Source organism: Pseudomonas sp. FME51 (genome assembly GCF_014897305.1).
This window is the reverse complement of the sequence record NZ_JABUYN010000009.1, coordinates 1-17719: the sequence shown is the minus strand read 5'-3', so window position 1 is coordinate 17719 and position 17719 is coordinate 1. Positions and strand designations below refer to the sequence as shown.

At 60.1% G+C, this 17719-nt stretch carries 21 protein-coding genes; 6 read left to right on the top strand and 15 right to left on the bottom strand.

The features are described from left to right. The first annotated feature begins 83 nt into the window (after positions 1-83). Positions 84-572 (top strand): winged helix-turn-helix transcriptional regulator, encoded by a 489-nt coding sequence (locus tag INT39_RS15645; RefSeq protein WP_193074933.1) that lies wholly within the window; start codon positions 84-86, stop codon positions 570-572. On the opposite strand, the gene INT39_RS15640 is transcribed toward INT39_RS15645, so the two are convergent. From INT39_RS15640 to ubiE, 9 genes are read right to left on the bottom strand one after another with little or no spacing between them, the layout of a single operon-like run. Further along, positions 573-1280, bottom strand: a complete 708-nt coding sequence (locus INT39_RS15640) for a 16S rRNA (uracil(1498)-N(3))-methyltransferase (RefSeq protein ID WP_193074932.1) — start codon at positions 1278-1280, stop codon at positions 573-575. Further along, on the bottom strand, positions 1277-2056 hold the full coding sequence (gene tatC / locus INT39_RS15635) for a twin-arginine translocase subunit TatC (RefSeq protein ID WP_193074931.1): 780 nt from the start codon (positions 2054-2056) through the stop codon (positions 1277-1279). Before tatC ends, INT39_RS15640 begins: the two co-directional genes overlap by 4 nt. Beyond that, positions 2053-2439 carry a Sec-independent protein translocase protein TatB gene (gene tatB / locus INT39_RS15630; protein WP_193074930.1) on the bottom strand — a complete coding sequence of 129 codons (387 nt, stop codon included), beginning with the start codon at positions 2437-2439 and terminating at the stop codon, positions 2053-2055. Before tatB ends, tatC begins: the two co-directional genes overlap by 4 nt. Positions 2440-2445: 6 nt before the next feature. Further along, on the bottom strand, positions 2446-2676 hold the full coding sequence (gene tatA, locus INT39_RS15625) for a twin-arginine translocase TatA/TatE family subunit (RefSeq protein ID WP_193074929.1): 231 nt from the start codon (positions 2674-2676) through the stop codon (positions 2446-2448). A 21-nt stretch (positions 2677-2697) separates the two neighbouring features. Further along, positions 2698-3030 carry a phosphoribosyl-ATP diphosphatase gene (locus INT39_RS15620; RefSeq protein ID WP_193075060.1) on the bottom strand — a complete coding sequence of 111 codons (333 nt, stop codon included), beginning with the start codon at positions 3028-3030 and terminating at the stop codon, positions 2698-2700. Beyond that, positions 3023-3436: a phosphoribosyl-AMP cyclohydrolase gene (hisI, locus tag INT39_RS15615; RefSeq protein ID WP_193074928.1), complete on the bottom strand. Its 414-nt coding sequence runs from the start codon at positions 3434-3436 to the stop codon at positions 3023-3025. The genes INT39_RS15620 and hisI overlap by 8 nt, the downstream gene beginning before the upstream one ends. Continuing rightward, positions 3433-5064, bottom strand: coding sequence for a ubiquinone biosynthesis regulatory protein kinase UbiB (gene ubiB, locus INT39_RS15610; protein WP_193074927.1), 1632 nt, complete (start codon positions 5062-5064; stop codon positions 3433-3435). Before ubiB ends, hisI begins: the two co-directional genes overlap by 4 nt. Next, entirely contained in the window at positions 5061-5684 is a 624-nt protein-coding gene (locus INT39_RS15605; RefSeq protein WP_193074926.1) for an SCP2 domain-containing protein, read from the bottom strand. Before INT39_RS15605 ends, ubiB begins: the two co-directional genes overlap by 4 nt. Next, on the bottom strand, positions 5684-6445 hold the full coding sequence (gene ubiE / locus INT39_RS15600; protein ID WP_193074925.1) for a bifunctional demethylmenaquinone methyltransferase/2-methoxy-6-polyprenyl-1,4-benzoquinol methylase UbiE: 762 nt from the start codon (positions 6443-6445) through the stop codon (positions 5684-5686). Before ubiE ends, INT39_RS15605 begins: the two co-directional genes overlap by 1 nt. A 146-nt stretch (positions 6446-6591) precedes the next feature. On the opposite strand from ubiE, the gene INT39_RS15595 reads away from it, so the two are divergent. Next, positions 6592-6867 carry a polyhydroxyalkanoic acid system family protein gene (locus INT39_RS15595; protein ID WP_193074924.1) on the top strand — a complete coding sequence of 92 codons (276 nt, stop codon included), beginning with the start codon at positions 6592-6594 and terminating at the stop codon, positions 6865-6867. Positions 6868-6943: 76 nt separating this feature from the next. Beyond that, positions 6944-7684 (top strand): phasin family protein, encoded by a 741-nt coding sequence (locus INT39_RS15590; RefSeq protein ID WP_193074923.1) that lies wholly within the window; start codon positions 6944-6946, stop codon positions 7682-7684. A 43-nt stretch (positions 7685-7727) separates the two neighbouring features. Here the strand turns inward: INT39_RS15590 and INT39_RS15585 are convergent, their stop codons facing one another. From INT39_RS15585 to INT39_RS15560, 6 genes are all read right to left on the bottom strand, one after another. Beyond that, positions 7728-8108 (bottom strand): gamma-butyrobetaine hydroxylase-like domain-containing protein, encoded by a 381-nt coding sequence (locus INT39_RS15585; RefSeq protein WP_193074922.1) that lies wholly within the window; start codon positions 8106-8108, stop codon positions 7728-7730. A gap of 21 nt (positions 8109-8129) precedes the next feature. Next, the gene (gene hslU / locus INT39_RS15580) at positions 8130-9470 is read right to left on the bottom strand and encodes an ATP-dependent protease ATPase subunit HslU (protein WP_193074921.1); all 1341 of its coding nucleotides are present in this window, start codon (positions 9468-9470) and stop codon (positions 8130-8132) included. A 20-nt stretch (positions 9471-9490) separates the two neighbouring features. Next, positions 9491-10021: an ATP-dependent protease subunit HslV gene (hslV, locus tag INT39_RS15575; RefSeq protein WP_193074920.1), complete on the bottom strand. Its 531-nt coding sequence runs from the start codon at positions 10019-10021 to the stop codon at positions 9491-9493. A gap of 125 nt (positions 10022-10146) precedes the next feature. Beyond that, positions 10147-10722, bottom strand: coding sequence for an SPOR domain-containing protein (locus tag INT39_RS15570; protein ID WP_193074919.1), 576 nt, complete (start codon positions 10720-10722; stop codon positions 10147-10149). 5 nt (positions 10723-10727) lie between these two features. After that, the gene (gene argS / locus INT39_RS15565) at positions 10728-12467 is read right to left on the bottom strand and encodes an arginine--tRNA ligase (RefSeq protein WP_193074918.1); all 1740 of its coding nucleotides are present in this window, start codon (positions 12465-12467) and stop codon (positions 10728-10730) included. Between the two features lie 96 nt (positions 12468-12563). Further along, positions 12564-14780 (bottom strand): primosomal protein N', encoded by a 2217-nt coding sequence (locus INT39_RS15560; RefSeq protein ID WP_193074917.1) that lies wholly within the window; start codon positions 14778-14780, stop codon positions 12564-12566. Between the two features lie 275 nt (positions 14781-15055). On the opposite strand from INT39_RS15560, the gene rpmE reads away from it, so the two are divergent. From rpmE to INT39_RS15545, 3 genes are all read left to right on the top strand, one after another. Then, a complete protein-coding gene (gene rpmE, locus INT39_RS15555; RefSeq protein ID WP_193074916.1) occupies positions 15056-15271 on the top strand; it encodes a 50S ribosomal protein L31 in 216 nt (71 codons plus the stop codon). A 19-nt stretch (positions 15272-15290) separates the two neighbouring features. Further along, complete coding sequence (locus INT39_RS15550; protein ID WP_193074915.1) at positions 15291-16067, top strand: thermonuclease family protein; 777 nt, start codon at positions 15291-15293, stop codon at positions 16065-16067. A gap of 144 nt (positions 16068-16211) precedes the next feature. Beyond that, positions 16212-17474 (top strand): malic enzyme-like NAD(P)-binding protein, encoded by a 1263-nt coding sequence (locus tag INT39_RS15545; RefSeq protein ID WP_193074914.1) that lies wholly within the window; start codon positions 16212-16214, stop codon positions 17472-17474. The last annotated feature ends 245 nt before the right edge of the window (positions 17475-17719 follow it).

The window sequence follows — 17719 nt, the reverse complement described above, 5'->3', positions numbered from 1 at the left end:
TTTGGAACTCAAATGATAGTCAGTTTCTTTTTGGAACTTGTCAAGCTATCCTGTGGGCCTATACCCCGATTAAGGAGTCGATTATGCGCTGGGAAGAGCTGGATCAGCAGCCCTGTTCATTGTCCCGCACCCTGGCTGTGGTCGGTGATCGCTGGACCTTGCTGGTTCTGCGTGACTGCTTTCTCGGTGTGCGGCGGTTTGATCAATTCGAGAAGCGCCTCGGTGTTACCCGTCACCTGCTGGCTGATCGTCTGAAGAAGCTGGTCGAGCATGGCGTACTGGTCAAGGTGCCCTATCAAGAACGGCCGCTGCGCGAAGAGTACCGATTGACCGAGCGCGGGCTCGATCTGCATCCGGCGATCATGGCGCTGGTCAGTTGGGGTGACCGGCACATGGCCGATGAGCGCGGTGCGCCGATCCGACATATCCACAAGGGTTGTGGTCAGGTTATGCGGCCGGTCTCGGTCTGCTCCGAATGCGCTGAGCCGGTTGGTGCGCGGGATGTGCGGGTGGAAGTCGGTGAAGGTTGGCAGGATGAGGCCGGGGTGTTGTTTGCGCCGGCGGCTGGCTGATCAGAACAGCCGCGAAATCAGCGCGGTCACCGCCGTCTCCACACGCAATATGCGCTCACCCAGCTGTACCGGCTGAAAGCCTGCTGCGCTGAGCTTGTCGACTTCATAGGGAATCCAGCCACCTTCCGGGCCGACGGCCAGGCTTACCCGCCCCGTCAGTGCGCGTGGGCAGGCGGGGAAGTCACCGGGATGTGCCACCAGTGCGGTAGTGTCGGCAATCAGAGCGGGCAGATGATCCTCAACAAAAGGCTTGAAGCGTTTTTCGATACGCACCCTCGGTAACACCGTATCCCGTGCCTGCTCCAGCCCCAGCAGCAGGTTCTCGCGGATCACCTCAGGTTGCAGGAAAGGTGTCTGCCAGAAGCTTTTTTCTACCCGATAGCTGTTCAGCAGCACGATCTCGGCCACGCCAAGAGTGGCGCAGTGCTGCAGAATGCGGCGGAACATCTTGGGTCGTGGCATGGCCAGCAGCAGGGTCAACGGCAGTTTGGCCGGCGGCGGGTGGGTGAGAGTGACCTGCAGCTCGGCCTGTTGCGTATTCAGCGATACCACCTCGCCTTCGCCCATGCAGCCGTCTATCTGACCGACCCGCAGGCTATCACCGACGACCACCTGCTGGATCTCCAGCATGTGTTGCAGGCGCCGGCCACTCAGTCGGACCCGCTGCGGAGCGGTGAAATCCTGCTCCTCAAGCAGCAGCAGGTTCATGCGCTGGGCTTATCGTTTTCGGTATCGGTTTCGCGGACCACCGGCTTGAGCACGCTGCCGAACAGGATGCCCACTTCGTACAGCAACCACATGGGCAGGGCCAGCAGTGTCTGGGAGATGACATCCGGGGGCGTCAGCACCATGCCGACGAGGAAGCAGCCAACCACCACATACGGGCGAATCTGCCGGAGCTTGGCTACGTTTACAGCACCTGCCAGCACCAGCAACACAGTGGCGACCGGAATCTCGAAGGCCAGACCGAAGGCGAGGAACAGCGTCATCACAAAACTGAGGTAGCTGTTGATATCGGTCATCACAGCTACCCCGTCGGGAGCCGTACTGGTGAAGAAGCCGAATACCAGTGGAAATACCACGTAATAGGCGAAGGCCATGCCAGAATAGAACAGGACAATACTGGAGGCCAGCAGTGGCACGGCGATGCGTTTTTCATGTTTGTACAGACCGGGAGCGATGAAGCCCCAGATCTGATGCAGGACGAAAGGCATGGCCAGGAACAGGGCACTGATCAGCGCCAGTTTGAACGGCGTCAGGAAGGGCGAGGCCACATCCGTCGCGATCATGCTGGTGCCTTCCGGAAGAAATACCCGCAGCGGCTCGGAAATGAAAGTGTAGAGATCATTTGCGAAGTAGAACAGCCCGGCGAAAATCAGCATCCAGATCAGCACGATGCGCAACAGCCGGGAACGCAGTTCGGTCAGGTGAGCGATCAGCGGCATATCACCGCCGGTGGTCTGTTCGGGTAACTTGTCACTCATTTGGGCGCAGCCGGATGATCGTCAGAGGGAGCGTCGGTAGTATCGGCGACGGGCGGTGCAGGTTCGACAGGTGCAGCAAGGACATCCGTATCTGCTGAGTTTTCCGACTTTTCGTCAGTTGGCGCGGTGGTGCTGCGCTTGACGTTCGAGGTGCCGGGCTTTTTCGCCAGATCGGCCATGATCTTCTCGTTGTGCAAGGTCTGGCGTATTTCGTCAGCGCCCAGTTCGCGTTCTACCTGGCTGCGTACATCAGCCAGGCTGCGCTTGATCCGCCCCAGATACAGGCCAGCCATGCGCACTGCGCCGGGCAAGCGCTCGGGACCGAGCACCAGCAGGGCAACGATGGCGACTACCACCATCTCCAGAAAACCGATATCGAACATGGACCGTCAGTCCTTGTGAGGGGTGGATTCCGTTTTCTTTTCGGCCTGGACATCCAGCGTTTCGCCGGGCTTGTCCTCTACCCCTGGCTTGTCGTCGTCATTCATCGACTTGCGAAAGCCCTTGATGGCTTCACCTACGTCCGACCCTATGCCTTTCAGTCGCTTGGTACCGAACAACAGAATGACGATTACCAGGATGATCGCCAGCTGCCAGATACTGATTCCGCCTAAACCCATCTCAACCTCCAGGGCAGTGCCCTACTCGTGTGTCCGCGCTGCTTTCTCGGCCAGGCCGGATAAATCAAAGCGCCGTTCCAGTTCTTTCAATATGTCATCTGGGCCGAGGCCCAGATGACTGAGCATGACCAGGCTATGAAACCACAGATCGGCGGTTTCATAAATCAGCTCGCTCTTGTCCTCGCTATGCTGACAATCCTTGGCGGCCAACAGCGTTTCGGTGCATTCTTCGCCGACCTTTTCCAGGATTTTGTTCAGACCTTTGGCATGCAGGCTGGCGACATAAGAGCTGTCGGCGGCGGCCTGTTTGCGCTGTTCCAGCACCTCAGCCAGACGCGCCAGGGTGTCATTCATGCTTGTGCTCATAGATATATTCCGGGTTCTTGATGACAGGATCACTATCGTGCCACTGGCCGTCCCGGAAAACCTTGTAGAAGCAGCTTTCCCGGCCGGTGTGGCAGGCGATGCCACCGCGCTGCTCGACCTGCATGATGATCACGTCGTTGTCGCAATCCAGCCGCAGCTCGTGTAAGACCTGTATATGGCCCGACTCTTCGCCCTTGCGCCAGAGTTTGCTTCGGGAGCGCGACCAGTATACGGCGCGGCCTTCCTTAGCGGTAAGTGTCAAGGCGTCGCGGTTCATCCAGGCGACCATGAGCACGCGGCCGGTGGCGGCGTCCTGGGCAATGGCGGGTATCAGGCCGTCGGCATCCCATTTGATGCAGTCCAGCCAGTCGGTATCGGTTCGGGTATCGGTCATTTCGGTCGGTATGTCCGTCGGTTCGGGTCATCGTCGTCGCGGCGCAGCACCAGCCAGCCGCCAGCGGCCAGCAACAGCCAGTACATGGGTTGGGCGTCGGTCCATAGATGCATGTCGGTGCCCAGGCCATTGGCGCCCAGCGCCACCAGCACCACGCCGATCAGGCGCAGAGCGACAGTGTCGGCGCGGCGGCGGGCGGGAGCATGGCGATCTTGCTGAGCGATATTGTCCAGCGCGCGGTGGGTGGTCTCCAGCAGCGGCGGGATGCGTTCCAGATGCTGGCGCAGGTTCTGCAACTGCTGCCGCGGGCCGGCGCGTTCACGCATCCAGCGTTCCAGATAGGGCTTGCCGGTGCTCCACAGATCCAGGTCGGGATACAGCTGGCGCCCCAGACCCTCGATATTGAGCAGGGTCTTCTGCAGCAGCACCAGTTGCGGCTGCACTTCCATATTGAAGCGGCGTGCGGTCTGGAACAGGCGCAACAGCAGCTGGCCGAAGGAGATATCCTTCAGGGGGCGCTCGAAAATGGGCTCGCAGACGCTGCGAATGGCGGCCTCGAATTCATTGACCTTGGTCTCCGGCGGCACCCAGCCGGAGTCTATGTGCAGTTGCGCCACACGACGGTAATCGCGTTTGAAGAAGGCCATCAGGTTGCGCGCCAGGTAGGTCTGGTCTTCCGGGGTCAGGCTGCCGACGATGCCGAAATCGATGGCGATGTACTGCGGCTCCTGCGGATGGCTGCGCGAGACGAAGATATTGCCCGGGTGCATGTCGGCATGGAAGAAACAGTCACGGAACACCTGAGTGAAGAATACCTCCACGCCGCGTTCGGCAAGTTTCTTCATGTCGATGCCGGCAGCGCGCAGGGCGTCGATATCGGTCACCGGGATGCCACTGACGCGCTCCATGACCAGCACCTTGTGGCGGCACCAGTCCCAATGAATGACCGGTACATAGAGTACCGGGGAGCCGAGGAAGTTGCGCCGCAGCAGGGAGGCGTTGGCGGCCTCGCGGTACAGGTCGAGTTCATCGAAGATGGTCTGTTCGTAATCACGCACGACTTCCACGGGGCGCAGTCGGCGCCCTTCGCTCGAGACGCGCTCAAGGGTGCGTGCGGCCAGATACAGCCACTGGATATCCTGATGGATGGTGTCCTCGATGCCGGGTCGGACCACCTTGACCACCACATCGCTGCCATCATGCAGCAGCGCGGTATGCACCTGTGCAACCGAGGCAGAAGCCAGTGGGGTGTCGGAAAACTCGGCAAATACCGCTTCGATCGGCAGCCCCAGTTGTTCTTCGATACGCTTGCGTGCCTGCTCCGGAGGGAAGGGCGGCACCTTGTCCTGCAGAAAGGCCAGTTCGATGGCGATGTCGTCAGGTAGCAGATCACGACGGGTGGACAGAATCTGGCCGAATTTGATGAAGACCGGGCCCAGGCTTTCCAGGGCCAGACGCAGGCGTGCGCCACGGGTCAGGTTGCGTGGCGCCGGGTAAAGCTTCCAGGGTCCAAGCAGCAGCAGGCGGCCATACCAGGGCAGCGGCAATGTCTGAATCAGTTGGTCCAGGCGGTAGCGGGTAAACACCAGCAAGATGCGAAACAGGCGCAGAAAAGCGGTCAGGTTCATGCGTCGTCAAGTCCAGTGTCAGGTTGCTCAAGACGGTGGACGCGCGCGTCCAGCCGGTCAAGCTGCAGGCGCAGGTCATGAAGCAATGCGGCTGAGGCATCGGCTTCAGCGTGGCCGACCAGCTGGCGGCCCTCTTCGGTGAGATAGTCACCGATGCTCCGTTGCAGATTCTGTTGGGCCGTGCCAAGCCAGTGTCGACTGCCCCGCGCGCGATTGCCGGCGGCATGCGCGGCTACCGGGCCAATCCAGCGCGCCAGCGCAGCTTCGCCGTCAATCTGCAAGTCGCCGAAGATGTTCTGCAGTTGCACCAGTACCTGGGTATCACCGGTCAATTCGAGCTCCGGTGACAGCAGCAGTTGCTGACGGTTGCTGCTGAGCCCCAGGCGTGCCAGCAGGCTGGCCGGTGCGCTGAGGGTGCAGTCTGCCTCGCCGTCATATTCCTGCATCAGGCGAATACCGGCTTGGCCTGGCAATACATATATCTGCAAGGCAGGCTGGCGCGCGCATATCAGAATGACGCGGCCTTCCAGTGCTGCCAGCCGTTTGGCCGTCAGTGGATCCTGTTTGATGGCCAGCGCCAGGCTGTGCTCGATGCCGGCCAGCAGGGTGCGACTCAACATCAGGGCTTGATACCGCGATGCAGGGCCACAATGCCGCCGGTCATGTTGTGGTAGGTCACTCGGGCGAAGCCGGTGTCTTCCATCATGCCCTTGAGTGTTTCCTGATCCGGATGCATGCGGATCGACTCCGCCAGATAACGGTAGCTTTCCTTGTCACCGGTGATCAGGCGGCCGATCAGCGGCAGCATGGTGAAGGAATACTGATCATAGGCCTTGGACAGCAGCTCGTTGCCCGGTTTGGAGAACTCCAGCACCAGCAGGCGGCCGCCGGGTTTGAGTACGCGCAGCATGGAGGCGATGGCGTCTTCCTTGTGGGTGACGTTGCGCAGGCCGAAGGCAATGGTGATGCAATCGAAATGGTTGTCCGGGAACGGCAGTTTTTCCGCATCGGCCTGCACGAAGCGCACGTTGCCGGCCACGCCCTTGTCCAGCAGGCGATCACGGCCTACGCGGAGCATGGAGGCGTTGATATCTGCCAGCACCACTTCACCGGTCGGCCCCACCAGACTGGAGAATTTGCGGGTCAGGTCGCCAGTGCCGCCGGCAATATCCAGAACCCGGTTGCCTGGGCGCACACCGGACAATTCGATGGTGAAGCGCTTCCATATCCGATGAATGCCGCCCGACATGAGATCGTTCATCAGGTCGTATTTGGAGGCGACCGAATGGAAAACCTCGGCCACCTTGCCGGCCTTTTCCGATTCGGGAACGGTCTGGTAGCCGAAGTGGGTAGTACGATCCGAGCTGGACTTGTCTGTCATGAGAGCATCTGCCTTGGCAAATTGATGGGCCATTCTACCTGTATTCGAGAGCCCAGAGGGGCTTTTAAGCATGACAACCTGTCGCATGTAGACTCACGATGCGGCATGCTATGCGTCTTTTTTCAACCATACTGGAAGGGACCGAGATGGCAACCGTAGAAATCACCCGCGAGCATTCATTGGGCAAGGACGCAGCGAAAGAGCGTGCCCAACTGATGGCAGACAAGCTGGCCGCCAAACTGGATGCCAAGTGTACCTGGCAGGACGATGAGCTGACATTCCAGCGCAGCGGCGTCGACGGCAAGATCCGGGTCGGCGATGACAATGTGCACGTGGCGGTCAAGCTCGGCATGATGCTGACCCCGATGGCGGGCATGGTGAAGGGCGAAATCGAAAAAGCCCTGAACAAATACCTGGTCTGAGTCACGACAGCGGCAGCGCCAATCAACTCTGCTAAGCTGGATATTCTCACCGACAGCGGCTCACGAGGGTTTATTCATGGCGGACAAGAAGAAGCGTGAAAGCAGGGATTCTCATTGGGTTGACGGCTTGGAAGGTTATTCCCGACAGATCTGGCTGGCGGGTCTGGGTGCTTACACCCGCATGGGTAAAGAAGGCGCCAAGCTGTTCGAGTCGCTGATCCGCGATGGGGAGCAGGCAGAACAGACAGCCACAGACGAAGCCGAGAAGACCAGCGGCAAGGGCTCGCGCAACAAGAAGGATCCGCTGGAGGGTGCTCGCTCCAAAGTCGACAAGGCGCGGAGCAAGCTGACTGACAAGTTCGGTGGTCTCGAGGAAATGTTCGACAAGCGCGTGGCCAGTGCCGTTGAGCGGTTGGGGCTGGCGCGTCAGGAAGAGTTGCAGGTGCTGGAAAGTCGTATTGCCGAGCTGACCCGTGCGGTGGAGCAGCTCAACGCCAAGCCCGCGCGCCCTCGCAAGCCGCCGGCTGCCGCTGCGGCCACAGCCAGTTCCACAGTGATCGCCGATTCGGTGGCCCAGGCGGCCAGTGAGGCCGCGGCTGCTCCTGCAGCCAAGGCCGCACCCAAGCGGCGAGCAACCAGCAGGTCGGCTGCTGCCAAACCTGCAACGCCCAAGCCTGCAGCATCTAAGGATGGAGCGGCCAAGCCGGTCAAAGCCACCACCCGCCGCCGCACCACGGCGCCGAAAGCGGCTACTCGCGGCAAATCCGCGCCCGCCCCGGCCAGCAGTGCCGAGCCGGGCAAGCCGTCAGAGGAGTAGAGCTGTGATATGAAGCCAGCCGAGTCCGGCTGGCTTCATGACCTCAGAGCATCACTTTCACTACCGACGTATCCGGATCACGACTGGCGCCGGCCGCCTGCAACTGGTCGAGATAATCCTGCCACAGCGCATCCTGCCGTTCGCCCAGCTCCAGCAGATAGCTCCAGCTGAACAATCCGCTGTCATGGCCGTCATCAAATACCAGCTTCAGCGCGTAGTTTCCCGCCATCTCGACGGCCGTCAGCGCCACGTTTTGTTTGCCGGTCTGCAGCACCGGCCGGCCATGCCCCTGCACTTCCGCCGAGGGTGAGTGCACCCGCAGAAACTCTGCCGGCAGACTGAAATGTCGGCCATCAGCGTAGTGCAGATCCAGCGTACGCGACGCCTTGTGCAGTTTGATCTTGCTGGGTATTGGAGTGGTCATGGCTGGCTCGTTTCAGATCAGTTAGAGAATATAGCGGGACAGGTCTTCATTGACCGCCAGCTCGCCCAGGTGCTCGTCCACATACGCGGCATCGATCACCAGCTTCTCGCCGTTCTGCTTGGAGGCCAGATCGCCGGCGCTGAAGGAAACTTCTTCCAGCAAGCGTTCGAGCACGGTATGCAGACGACGGGCACCGATGTTCTCGGTCTTCTCGTTGACCTGCCAGGCGATCTCCGCCAGTCGGGCTACGGCACTGTCGGCGAATTCCATTTCCAGGCCTTCGGTCTGCAGCAGTGCGCGGTACTGTTCGGTGAGCGAGGCATCCGGTTCGGTCAGGATGCGCTCGAAGTCTGCCGGTGACAGTGACTTGAGCTCGACGCGGATCGGCAGGCGGCCCTGCAGTTCGGGAATCAGATCCGACGGTTTGGTCAGATGGAAGGCGCCCGAAGCGATGAACAGGATATGGTCGGTCCGCACCATGCCGAACTTGGTATTCACCGTGCAGCCTTCGATCAGCGGCAGCAGGTCACGCTGTACGCCTTCGCGGGACACATCGGCACCGCCGCCGCTGTTGGCGCGCTTGCTGACCTTGTCGATCTCATCAAGGAAGACAATGCCGTTCTGTTCGACCGCATCGATGGCGCGGGTCTTGAGATCGTCCTCGTTGACCAGGCGGGCGGCTTCCTCGTCACGAATCAACTTGAAGGCTTCGCTGACCTTGAGTTTGCGCGACTTGCGCTTGTTCTTGCCGAAGCTGGAGAACATGTTCTGCAGCTGGCTGGTCATTTCTTCCATGCCGGGCGGCGACATGATTTCCACGCCGACTGGCGTATCGGCTACGTCGATATCGATTTCCTTGTCGTCCAGCTGACCTTCGCGCAGGCGTTTGCGGAATAGCTGGCGGGTGCTGTTGTCTTCGCGCACGGGCTGGTCAGTGGTGCCATCGCGTGGCGGGGTCAGCAGGGCATCGAGAATGCGCTCTTCGGCGGCATCTTCGGCGCGGTGGCCGACTTTGGTGATTTCCTGCTCGCGGAGCATCTTCAGCGCCGCATCCACCAGATCACGAATGATCGATTCCACATCCCGACCGACATAGCCGACCTCGGTGAATTTAGTGGCCTCGACCTTGATGAAGGGCGCTTGAGCCAGGCGCGCCAGGCGGCGGGCGATTTCGGTCTTGCCGACGCCGGTCGGGCCGATCATCAGAATGTTCTTCGGGGTGACTTCATGGCGCAGTGCATCGGGCAGCTGCTGGCGGCGCCAGCGGTTGCGCAGCGCGATGGCGACGGCGCGCTTGGCATCCTGCTGACCAATGATGTGACGGTCCAGTTCGTGGACGATTTCGCGGGGTGTCATGGACATGTGGCAGATTCCCGGGCGCCTCAGGTGTTGGCGTCCAGCTCCTCGATAGTGTGGTTCTGGTTGGTGTAGATGCAGATCTCGCCGGCGATGTTCAGGCTCGACTCGACAATCTCGCGGGCTGACAGCTCGGTGTGACGCAGCAGGGCGCGAGCCGCCGACTGGGCGTAGGGGCCGCCGGAGCCGATGGCGATAATGCCCTCTTCGGGCTCAAGCACATCGCCGTTGCCGGTAATGATCAGCGAGGCATCCTTGTTGGCCACGGCCAGCAGGGCTTCGAGACGGCGCAGGGTGCGATCGGTACGCCATTCCTTGGCCATTTCCACGGCGGCGCGAACCAGCTGGCCCTGGTGTTTTTCCAGATGGGCCTCGAAGTGTTCGAACAGGGTGAAGGCATCCGCCGTGCCGCCGGCAAACCCAGCGATCACCTGGTCGTTGTACAGGCGACGAACCTTGCGAGCGTTGCCCTTCATCACGGTGTTGCCCAGCGATACCTGGCCATCACCACCGATTACCACTTTGCCGTGGCGGCGTACTGAAACGATTGTAGTCACGCGCAGCTCCTGTTGGCTGTTCAGATAGCACGCAGCACGCTGCACGCGCTGCCTTTGCCATTATCTTGGGGCTGGGGAAGAGGAATTCAAGATATCGGCAGCCAATGCTGCCGATGGTCGGAACATCAGGGGGCGGTGGTGCGCTGCTGGCGGAGCAGATTGTTGAAGCCGTTGCCGGACAGTGTCTGTTCGGCTTGGGTCCTTTTGCTCTGGTCGGCGAACGGCCCGACCTGTACCCGGTGCCAGAGGTCACCATTGGCCAGCTTGGCATTTTCCAGACGGGCATCCAGGCCCATCAGGATGATCTGTGCGCGCACCCGGTCCGCTTCGCTACGCTGACGAAATGAGCCGGCCTGCAGGTAATAGCGGGTAGTGGACTCGGCTTTGCTCGCGGGTGCTGGCTTGGGTGTCGGCGGTGGAGCAGGGCGTGGCGTGGGTACCACCACCTCCGATTCGGGCAGCAAGGTGTAAAAGTCATAGCTGGGGCCGGCGGGTTTTGCCGGCGCCGGCTTAGCGGCGGGTGGCGGCGGTGCAGTATTGCGTTTCACCGTGTCGCGACCAGGCTCCAGCTGGAACAGAAAGGCGATGAACAGACCCAGCACCAGCCCGCACACGGCAATCAGCCAGGCGGGTATGCGCCGACCGGGTTTGGACCGGGCGCGGCTGGCGCCGCGACGGGGTGTTTTGCGTGCTTTGGCCATGCGACTTACATGCGCTCCAGAGTGGTGATGCCGAGCAGGTTAAGGCCTTGCTGCAGGGTGCGTCCAGTCAGTGCTGCCAGACGCAGGCGACTGTCGCGTTGTGCCGGCTCGTCGGCGGCCAGAATCGGACAGTTCTCGTAGAAGCTGGAGAAGCGCCCGGCCAGTTCATACAGGTAATGGCACAGTGAATGTGGCGTGCCTTCGCGGGCTACGTATGCCAGCAAGTTGCCAAACTGTGCGAGATGAGCCGCCAGATCAACCTCGGCGGCCTCTTGCAGTACCAGCGGCGCCAGATCGTCCAGCTGCGACATGTTGCGGTCGATCTTGCGGAACACGCTGGCCACCCGGGTGTAGGCATACATCAGGTAGGGGGCGGTGTTGCCTTCAAAGCTGAGCATCTGCTCGAAGTTGAAGTTGTAATCGCTGCTGCGATGCTTGGACAGGTCCGCATACTTGACCGCGCCGATGCCGACCGCGCGGGCAATCTGCTTCAGCTCTTCGGGATCGAGTTCCGGGTTCTTCTGCGCCACCAGCTGATAGGCGCGCTGTTCGGCCTCGTTCAGCAGGTCGATCAGTTTGACCGTGCCGCCGTCGCGGGTCTTGAACGGCTTGCCATCGGCGCCGTTCATGGTGCCGAAGCCCATATGCTCCAGCTGCATGTCCTGCGCTACGAAACCGGCCTTGCGTGCTACCGCGAAGACCTGCTGAAAATGCAGAGCCTGGCGCTGATCGACAAAATACAGCACGCGATCGGCCTGCAGTACCTGGTGGCGATAGCGCATGGCCGCCAGGTCCGTGGTCGCATACAGATAGCCGCCGCCCGCCTTTTGCACGATCACTGGCAGGGGTTTGTCTTCGCTGGTCTTGAACTCGTCGAGGAACACACAGCGGGCGCCGTCGCTTTCGGTCAGCAGGCCAGCCTGCTGCAGGCTGTCGACCACATCGGCAAGCTGGTCATTATAGGCACTTTCGCCACGCACATCGGCGGGCGTCAGGCTGACGCCAAGACGGTCATAGATTGCCTGGCAATGGCCAAGGGAGATGCTGTTGAAACGATTCCACAGCGCCAGACACTGCGGGTCACCCGCCTGCAGTTGGACCACCCGTTCACGGGCACGGTTGGCGAACTCCTCGCTTTCATCGAAGCGCTTCTTGGCCTGGCGGTAGAAGTTCTCCAGATCGCCCAGTTCGGCTTCGGCGACTGGGGTACCCAGATAGGCCAGCAGCATGCCGAACTGGGTACCCCAGTCGCCGACGTGGTTCTGGCGTATCACCTGGTGACCCAGAAACGCCAGTACCCGCGCCACGGCGTCGCCAATGATGGTTGAACGCAGGTGCCCAACGTGCATTTCCTTGGCCAGGTTGGGGGAGGAGTAGTCCACGACCACGCGCTGGGTCGGATCGGCCCGTGGAATGTTCAGCTGGGGATCGTCCAGCGCCATCTGCAGTTGTGCTGCCAGCCAATCACGTGCCTGGAAGAAGTTGATGAAGCCGGGACCGGCGATGTTGACCTCGGCTATTGCTGCGTTTTGCGGCAGCGCGGCAACCAGCTGTTCGGCCAGGTCGCGTGGCTTCATGCGGGCTGGCTTTGCGAGCATCATCGCCAGGTTGCTGGCAAAGTCGCCATGGCTCTTGTCCCGGGCGATCTCGACCTGAATGTCAGGAGAGATATCGGCTGGCAGGACGCCTTGGCTTTGCAAGGTGCTGACGGCACTGGCGAGCAACTGGCTGATCAGGTTTTTCATAAGTAGGGGAGTATCCGGCAACGGCATGTGGAAAACCCGGCATTATCCGACTTAACGGGCTGCTTGCCAAATCCCTCTGTCTGACAGGGTCAAGATTCAGAACATGTCCAGTGGGTCGACATCAATCGACCAGCGTACGCGGCGCGCCAGGGGGTGCTGTTCCAGCGCCGACAACCAGCTGTGCAGCAATTGATGCAGGGTTGAGCGCTGTCCTGCCAGCACCAGCAATTGCGCGCGATGGCGGCCGGCACGGCGCTCCATTGGCGACGGCACGGGGCCGAGCAGATCGACACCGGTAATGCCGAGCGTGGCGGTAAGCTGTTCGGCCAGCTCGCAGGCTTCGTCGAGAAACTGGTTGGTCTGCGCCGATGAGTTGGATTCGGCGCGCAACAACGCCATGAAGCTGTAGGGAGGCAATTGCGCTGTGGCCCGGGCAGTCAGCTCGCGTTCGGCGAAGCGACTGTAATCATGTTCGGTCAGATCCAGCAGCAGCTGGTGCTCGGCCATATGTGTCTGGATCAGCACCTGGCCGGGTTTTTCTGCGCGTCCGGCACGCCCTGCCACTTGGATGATCAGTTGTGCCATGCGCTCGGGGCCGCGAAAGTCGGTGGAAAACAGTCCGCCATCAGCATCAAGGATCGCCACCAGTGTGACGTCGGGAAAATGATGACCCTTGGCAAGCATCTGTGTGCCGACCAGTAGGCAGGGTTCGCCGCTCTGGATGCGTGTGAGCATGCTTTGCATGGCCTGTTTGCGGGTCATGGTGTCGCGATCGATGCGCAGTACCGGGAAGTCCGGAAAGCAGTTGATCAGGTGCTCTTCGGTGCGCTCGGTACCCGCGCCAATGGGGCGCAGGTCCTGGCACTGACATTTCGGGCAGGTGCGATCGACGCTACGCTGGCTGCCGCAATGGTGGCAGTGCAATTGCGCGGGTGATTGATGCAGCGTCATGCGTGCATCACAGCGACGACATTCGGCCATCCAGCCGCAGTCATGGCACATCAGGGTGGGTGCAAAACCGCGACGGTTGATGAATACCAGTACCTGATTGCCCTGGCGCAGGTGTTCACCCATCAGCTGGATCAACGGGCGCGACATGCCGCCCTCCAGTGGTCGGCTGCGAATATCCAGGCACTGGAAGGTCGGTGGGCTGGCATTGCCGGCGCGTTGGGTCAGGCGTAGACGCTGATAGCGTCCGGGCTGTACGTTGTGCAGGCTCTCGAAGGAGGGTGTGGCGGAGCCCAGAATGATACTCACCTGTTCCAGATGGGCGCGATAGACTGCCAGATCCCGAGCGTTGTAACGCAGACCATCCTGCTGTTTGTAGGACAGGTCATGTTCTTCATCGACAATGATCAGGCCCGGTCGCGCCAACGGAGTGAAAATGGCCGAGCGCGTACCTATGATGATGCCGGCCTCGCCCTCGCGGGCGGCAATCCAGGCATCAAGTCGTTCGCGGTCATTCAGTCCCGAATGCAGAATCACCACCGGTACGTTGAAGCGGCGTCGGAAGCGTTCAAGGGTCTGCGGAGTCAGCCCGATTTCGGGAATCAGTACCAGTGCCTGGCGATTCTGCTGCAGACAATGTTCTATCGCTTGTAGATAGACCTCAGTCTTGCCGCTGCCGGTGACGCCTTCCAGCAACCAGACATTGAATCCGTTGGCGGCGAGAATGGCGTCCAGGGCCGCTTGTTGTTCCTCATTGGCGGTCAGCGGCGTTTCCCTTATTAAAGGCTGTGGCTCGCTGGTATGGTGCGGTGACTGATTGATCCGTTGTGCCAGGCCTTTGCGCTCGAGGGATTCGAGGGCGTCGCGGGTCAGCCCCCATTGATTGATGAGGGCATGGGACAGGCCATGGGGGTGTCTGGCCAGCACCTGAACCGCTTCCTTCTGTTTTGGTGCGCGACTGATGGCTGGGTGTTCTGGATAGGCGCCCGGCAATAGCTGCCAGAGCAGGTCTTGTCGGGCGAGGGCGGGTTCGCCGCGGCGCAGCAGTACGGGTAGCGCGCTGCTCAGCGTGTCGCCCAGACCATGTTGATAATAGCTGGCGGTCCAGAGGCAGAGTTTCCAGAGACTCTCGGGTAGCAGTGGCGTGTGGTCGATCAGCTCGTCGGCGCGTTTGAGCTTGCCTGCAGGGACGGTCGAATGCTCGCTGATGGCGGCAATCAAACCGACCATCTGGCGGTTGCCGAAAGGCACGCGGACGCGCAGTCCCACCTGCAAGTCATCCATGCGCAGGCCCGCCGGAGCGCGATAGTCAAACAGACGGCGCAGGGGCGAGGGGAGGGCAACCTGAAGAATAGGTCCTGACACTATGACGTCCTGTTCTGACAAGCTGCTGATGGTAGCATTGCCCGAAGTGATATGCAGGGCCAGAGCGCCCTGAAAAAGCACGGCGCTTGGCTATACTGTGTTTTCAGGGGGGTGTCCGAGCCGGACACCCGTAATGCTTGCGTGGCAGCGGAATTCTGTTATCATCGCCGGCCTATTTTCCGGTCCGTTCGTTTGTTCGATGCCGGGTAGCATCATCCAGTGCGGTGCCTGATCAGGTTGGTCCGGTGGCGGCACACAAAACCGAGGAATCACCCATGAAAGCTGATTTGCATCCTGCGTACGAAGAAATCGAAGCCACTTGCGGTTGCGGCAACGTCATCAAGACCCGCTCCACGCTGGGCAAGGGTATTTATCTGGACGTCTGCTCCGCATGCCACCCGTTCTACACCGGCAAGCAGAAAGTTCTGGACACCGGTGGCCGTATCGAGCGCTTCAATCAGCGTTTCGGTGCTGTCAGCACCAAGAAGTAAGATTCGGAAAGCCGTTTCGATGGCATTGTCCGTTTCACAGAAGGCGCCCCAATGGGGCGCCTTTTTTGTTGTCTGGCTGTTGGCTGGGGCGGCATTGGCCGATAGCTGCAGTCAGCCTGGCGCAGGTGATCCGGTTGTCAGTCGTCATGTCATCGATGGAGATACGCTGGATCTGGTTGACGGTCGGCGGGTGCGCCTGATTGGCATCAATGCTCCGGAAATCGGGCGTAGTGGCAAGCCGTCCGAGCCTTATGCGCAAAAGGCCAGGGTTGGGCTCGAGCGGCTGGCTGGTGAGGATGGGCTGCGGCTGGTGATTGGAGTAGAGCCGAAGGATCGTTATGGGCGTACGCTGGGGCACCTGTTTGATGTCCGCGGTGCCAATATTGAAGGCCAGCTGCTGCGCGGTGGAATGGGTTTTGCGATCGGTATTGCACCCAATCTTGCACTGCTGGATTGTCATCTGGGTCTCGAGGCCCGGGCTCGGGGTGAGCGACTGGGGGTCTGGAGTCAGGTACCAGTGATGCGTGCGGCAGATATTCGAGCGGGTGGCTTCCATCTGATACGGGGTCGGGTGGTCACGGTCGAGCGTGCCGGTCGCTATGTATGGGTTGGGATGGACGGGCCCTTGACGTTGCGTCTGACTGACGTCGGTAGCGGGCGCTTCGGTGGGGTCGATAGTTGGCCGGGGCGCCAGTTGGAAGTGCGCGGTTGGGTGGTGGATCGACAGTCTCGACGCCGTGGCCATAAGCGCTTCATGTTGCCGCTGCTCGAGCCCCGGATGGTGAATGTTGAATGATTGCTGCAGATCGAGGAAGAAGTGACCTTAGTTTTGCTGCTAAGACTTCCGGATAGATGCTGTGAATGATCTTGTGAGGGTACAGCCTTTTCTGTATTCTCATTCGTCCATAACACAATAAGCAACTTGACCGGAAAGGTAATCATGTCTGATCTGAGAACTGATGCGCTCGAATATCACGCCAGCCCGCGTCCGGGCAAACTGAGCGTCGAGCTGACAAAGCCTACTGCCACCGCGCGTGATCTGGCGCTGGCATATAGTCCGGGTGTTGCAGAGCCTGTGCGCGAAATTGCCAAGGACCCGGAAAATGCCTACAAATACACTGGTAAGGGTAACCTGGTTGCGGTGATCTCCGACGGCACCGCTATTCTCGGTCTCGGCAATCTGGGGCCGCGGGCCTCGAAGCCGGTGATGGAGGGCAAGGGTGTGTTGTTCAAGCGCTTCGCTGGCGTCGATGTCTTTGATATCGAAGTTGAAGCTGAAAGCCCGCAAGCCTTTATCGACACGGTCAAGCGTATATCCTGCACTTTTGGTGGTATCAATCTCGAAGACATCAAGGCTCCAGAGTGCTTTGAAATTGAGCGCGCTCTGATCGAGCAGTGCGATATCCCGGTCTTCCATGATGATCAGCACGGTACTGCCATCGTCACTGCGGCCGCCATGATCAACGCACTGGAGCTGGCAGATAAGAAGCTGGAAGATGCCAAGATCGTCTGTCTGGGTGCGGGTGCTGCAGCGACCGCCTGCATGAAGCTGCTGGTCAGTTTGGGTGCGGCTATCGAAAACATCTATATGATCGATCGCAAGGGTGTGATCCACTCTGGCCGTGACGATCTGAATGAGTACAAGGCTGTCTTTGCTTCCGAGACCGATAAGCGCACATTGGCTGATGCTATGAAAGGTGCTGATGTGTTCGTTGGTCTGTCGGGCCCCAATCTGCTGCAGCCGGCCGAGCTCAAGCTGATGGCCGAGAATCCTGTTGTATTCGCCTGCTCCAACCCTGATCCCGAGATCAGTCCTGAACTGGCTCACGGGGCCCGTCCGGATGTGATCATGGCTACTGGCCGCTCGGATTACCCGAACCAGGTTAACAACGTACTTTGCTTCCCCTTCATTTTCCGCGGTGCTCTGGATGTTCGTGCCTCGCGTATCAATGATGAAATGAAGATGGCAGCTGTGCATGCAATCTGTGAGTTGGCCAAAGAAGCGGTGCCTGCCTATATAGCCGAAGCCTACGGTGGGTTGGCGATGGAGTTCGGTCGGGAGTACATCATTCCCAAGCCGATGGATGTGCGTCTGATCGAGAAGGTGCCGGCGGCTGTTGCCCAGGCTGCTATTGATAGTGGTGTTGCTCGCCTGCCTTACCCGGCGCATTACCCCTTGAAGTCGGTTGAAGACTGCTTCTAAATGGGTATATGAAAACCCCGCCTGGTGCGGGGTTTTTGTTGGGTGCAATATTTATGTAACAAACCCCTTGACGTAAAATCTGGCGGGTCTATAATTCGCCCCTCGCAAGCCGCGGTGCTTTTTAAAAAGCCCAGGCCAATCAATAAGTTAGCAATAACTTGGGGGTTGACAGGCAAGCGGAACGGCGTAGAATGCGCCGCTCACTGAAGAGGCCGGTTTGATCGCTTCTTCAAGGTGAGAAAGGA

Coding starts and splice junctions, on each gene's coding strand:
- INT39_RS15605 (WP_193074926.1), bottom strand. CDS start 5,684: ATGTTGAGTCGCACCCTGCTGGCCGGCATCGAGCACAGCCTGGCGCTG.
- INT39_RS15570 (WP_193074919.1), bottom strand. CDS start 10,722: ATGGCCAAAGCACGCAAAACACCCCGTCGCGGCGCCAGCCGCGCCCGG.
- INT39_RS15595 (WP_193074924.1), top strand. CDS start 6,592: ATGGCAACCGTAGAAATCACCCGCGAGCATTCATTGGGCAAGGACGCA.
- tatA (WP_193074929.1), bottom strand. CDS start 2,676: ATGGGTTTAGGCGGAATCAGTATCTGGCAGCTGGCGATCATCCTGGTA.
- tatC (WP_193074931.1), bottom strand. CDS start 2,056: ATGAGTGACAAGTTACCCGAACAGACCACCGGCGGTGATATGCCGCTG.
- INT39_RS15550 (WP_193074915.1), top strand. CDS start 15,291: ATGGCATTGTCCGTTTCACAGAAGGCGCCCCAATGGGGCGCCTTTTTT.
- ubiB (WP_193074927.1), bottom strand. CDS start 5,064: ATGAACCTGACCGCTTTTCTGCGCCTGTTTCGCATCTTGCTGGTGTTT.
- tatB (WP_193074930.1), bottom strand. CDS start 2,439: ATGTTCGATATCGGTTTTCTGGAGATGGTGGTAGTCGCCATCGTTGCC.
- INT39_RS15645 (WP_193074933.1), top strand. CDS start 84: ATGCGCTGGGAAGAGCTGGATCAGCAGCCCTGTTCATTGTCCCGCACC.
- ubiE (WP_193074925.1), bottom strand. CDS start 6,445: ATGACAGACAAGTCCAGCTCGGATCGTACTACCCACTTCGGCTACCAG.
- INT39_RS15590 (WP_193074923.1), top strand. CDS start 6,944: ATGGCGGACAAGAAGAAGCGTGAAAGCAGGGATTCTCATTGGGTTGAC.
- hisI (WP_193074928.1), bottom strand. CDS start 3,436: ATGACCGATACCCGAACCGATACCGACTGGCTGGACTGCATCAAATGG.
- argS (WP_193074918.1), bottom strand. CDS start 12,467: ATGAAAAACCTGATCAGCCAGTTGCTCGCCAGTGCCGTCAGCACCTTG.
- INT39_RS15545 (WP_193074914.1), top strand. CDS start 16,212: ATGTCTGATCTGAGAACTGATGCGCTCGAATATCACGCCAGCCCGCGT.
- rpmE (WP_193074916.1), top strand. CDS start 15,056: ATGAAAGCTGATTTGCATCCTGCGTACGAAGAAATCGAAGCCACTTGC.
- INT39_RS15640 (WP_193074932.1), bottom strand. CDS start 1,280: ATGAACCTGCTGCTGCTTGAGGAGCAGGATTTCACCGCTCCGCAGCGG.
- INT39_RS15620 (WP_193075060.1), bottom strand. CDS start 3,030: ATGAATGACACCCTGGCGCGTCTGGCTGAGGTGCTGGAACAGCGCAAA.
- INT39_RS15585 (WP_193074922.1), bottom strand. CDS start 8,108: ATGACCACTCCAATACCCAGCAAGATCAAACTGCACAAGGCGTCGCGT.
- hslU (WP_193074921.1), bottom strand. CDS start 9,470: ATGTCCATGACACCCCGCGAAATCGTCCACGAACTGGACCGTCACATC.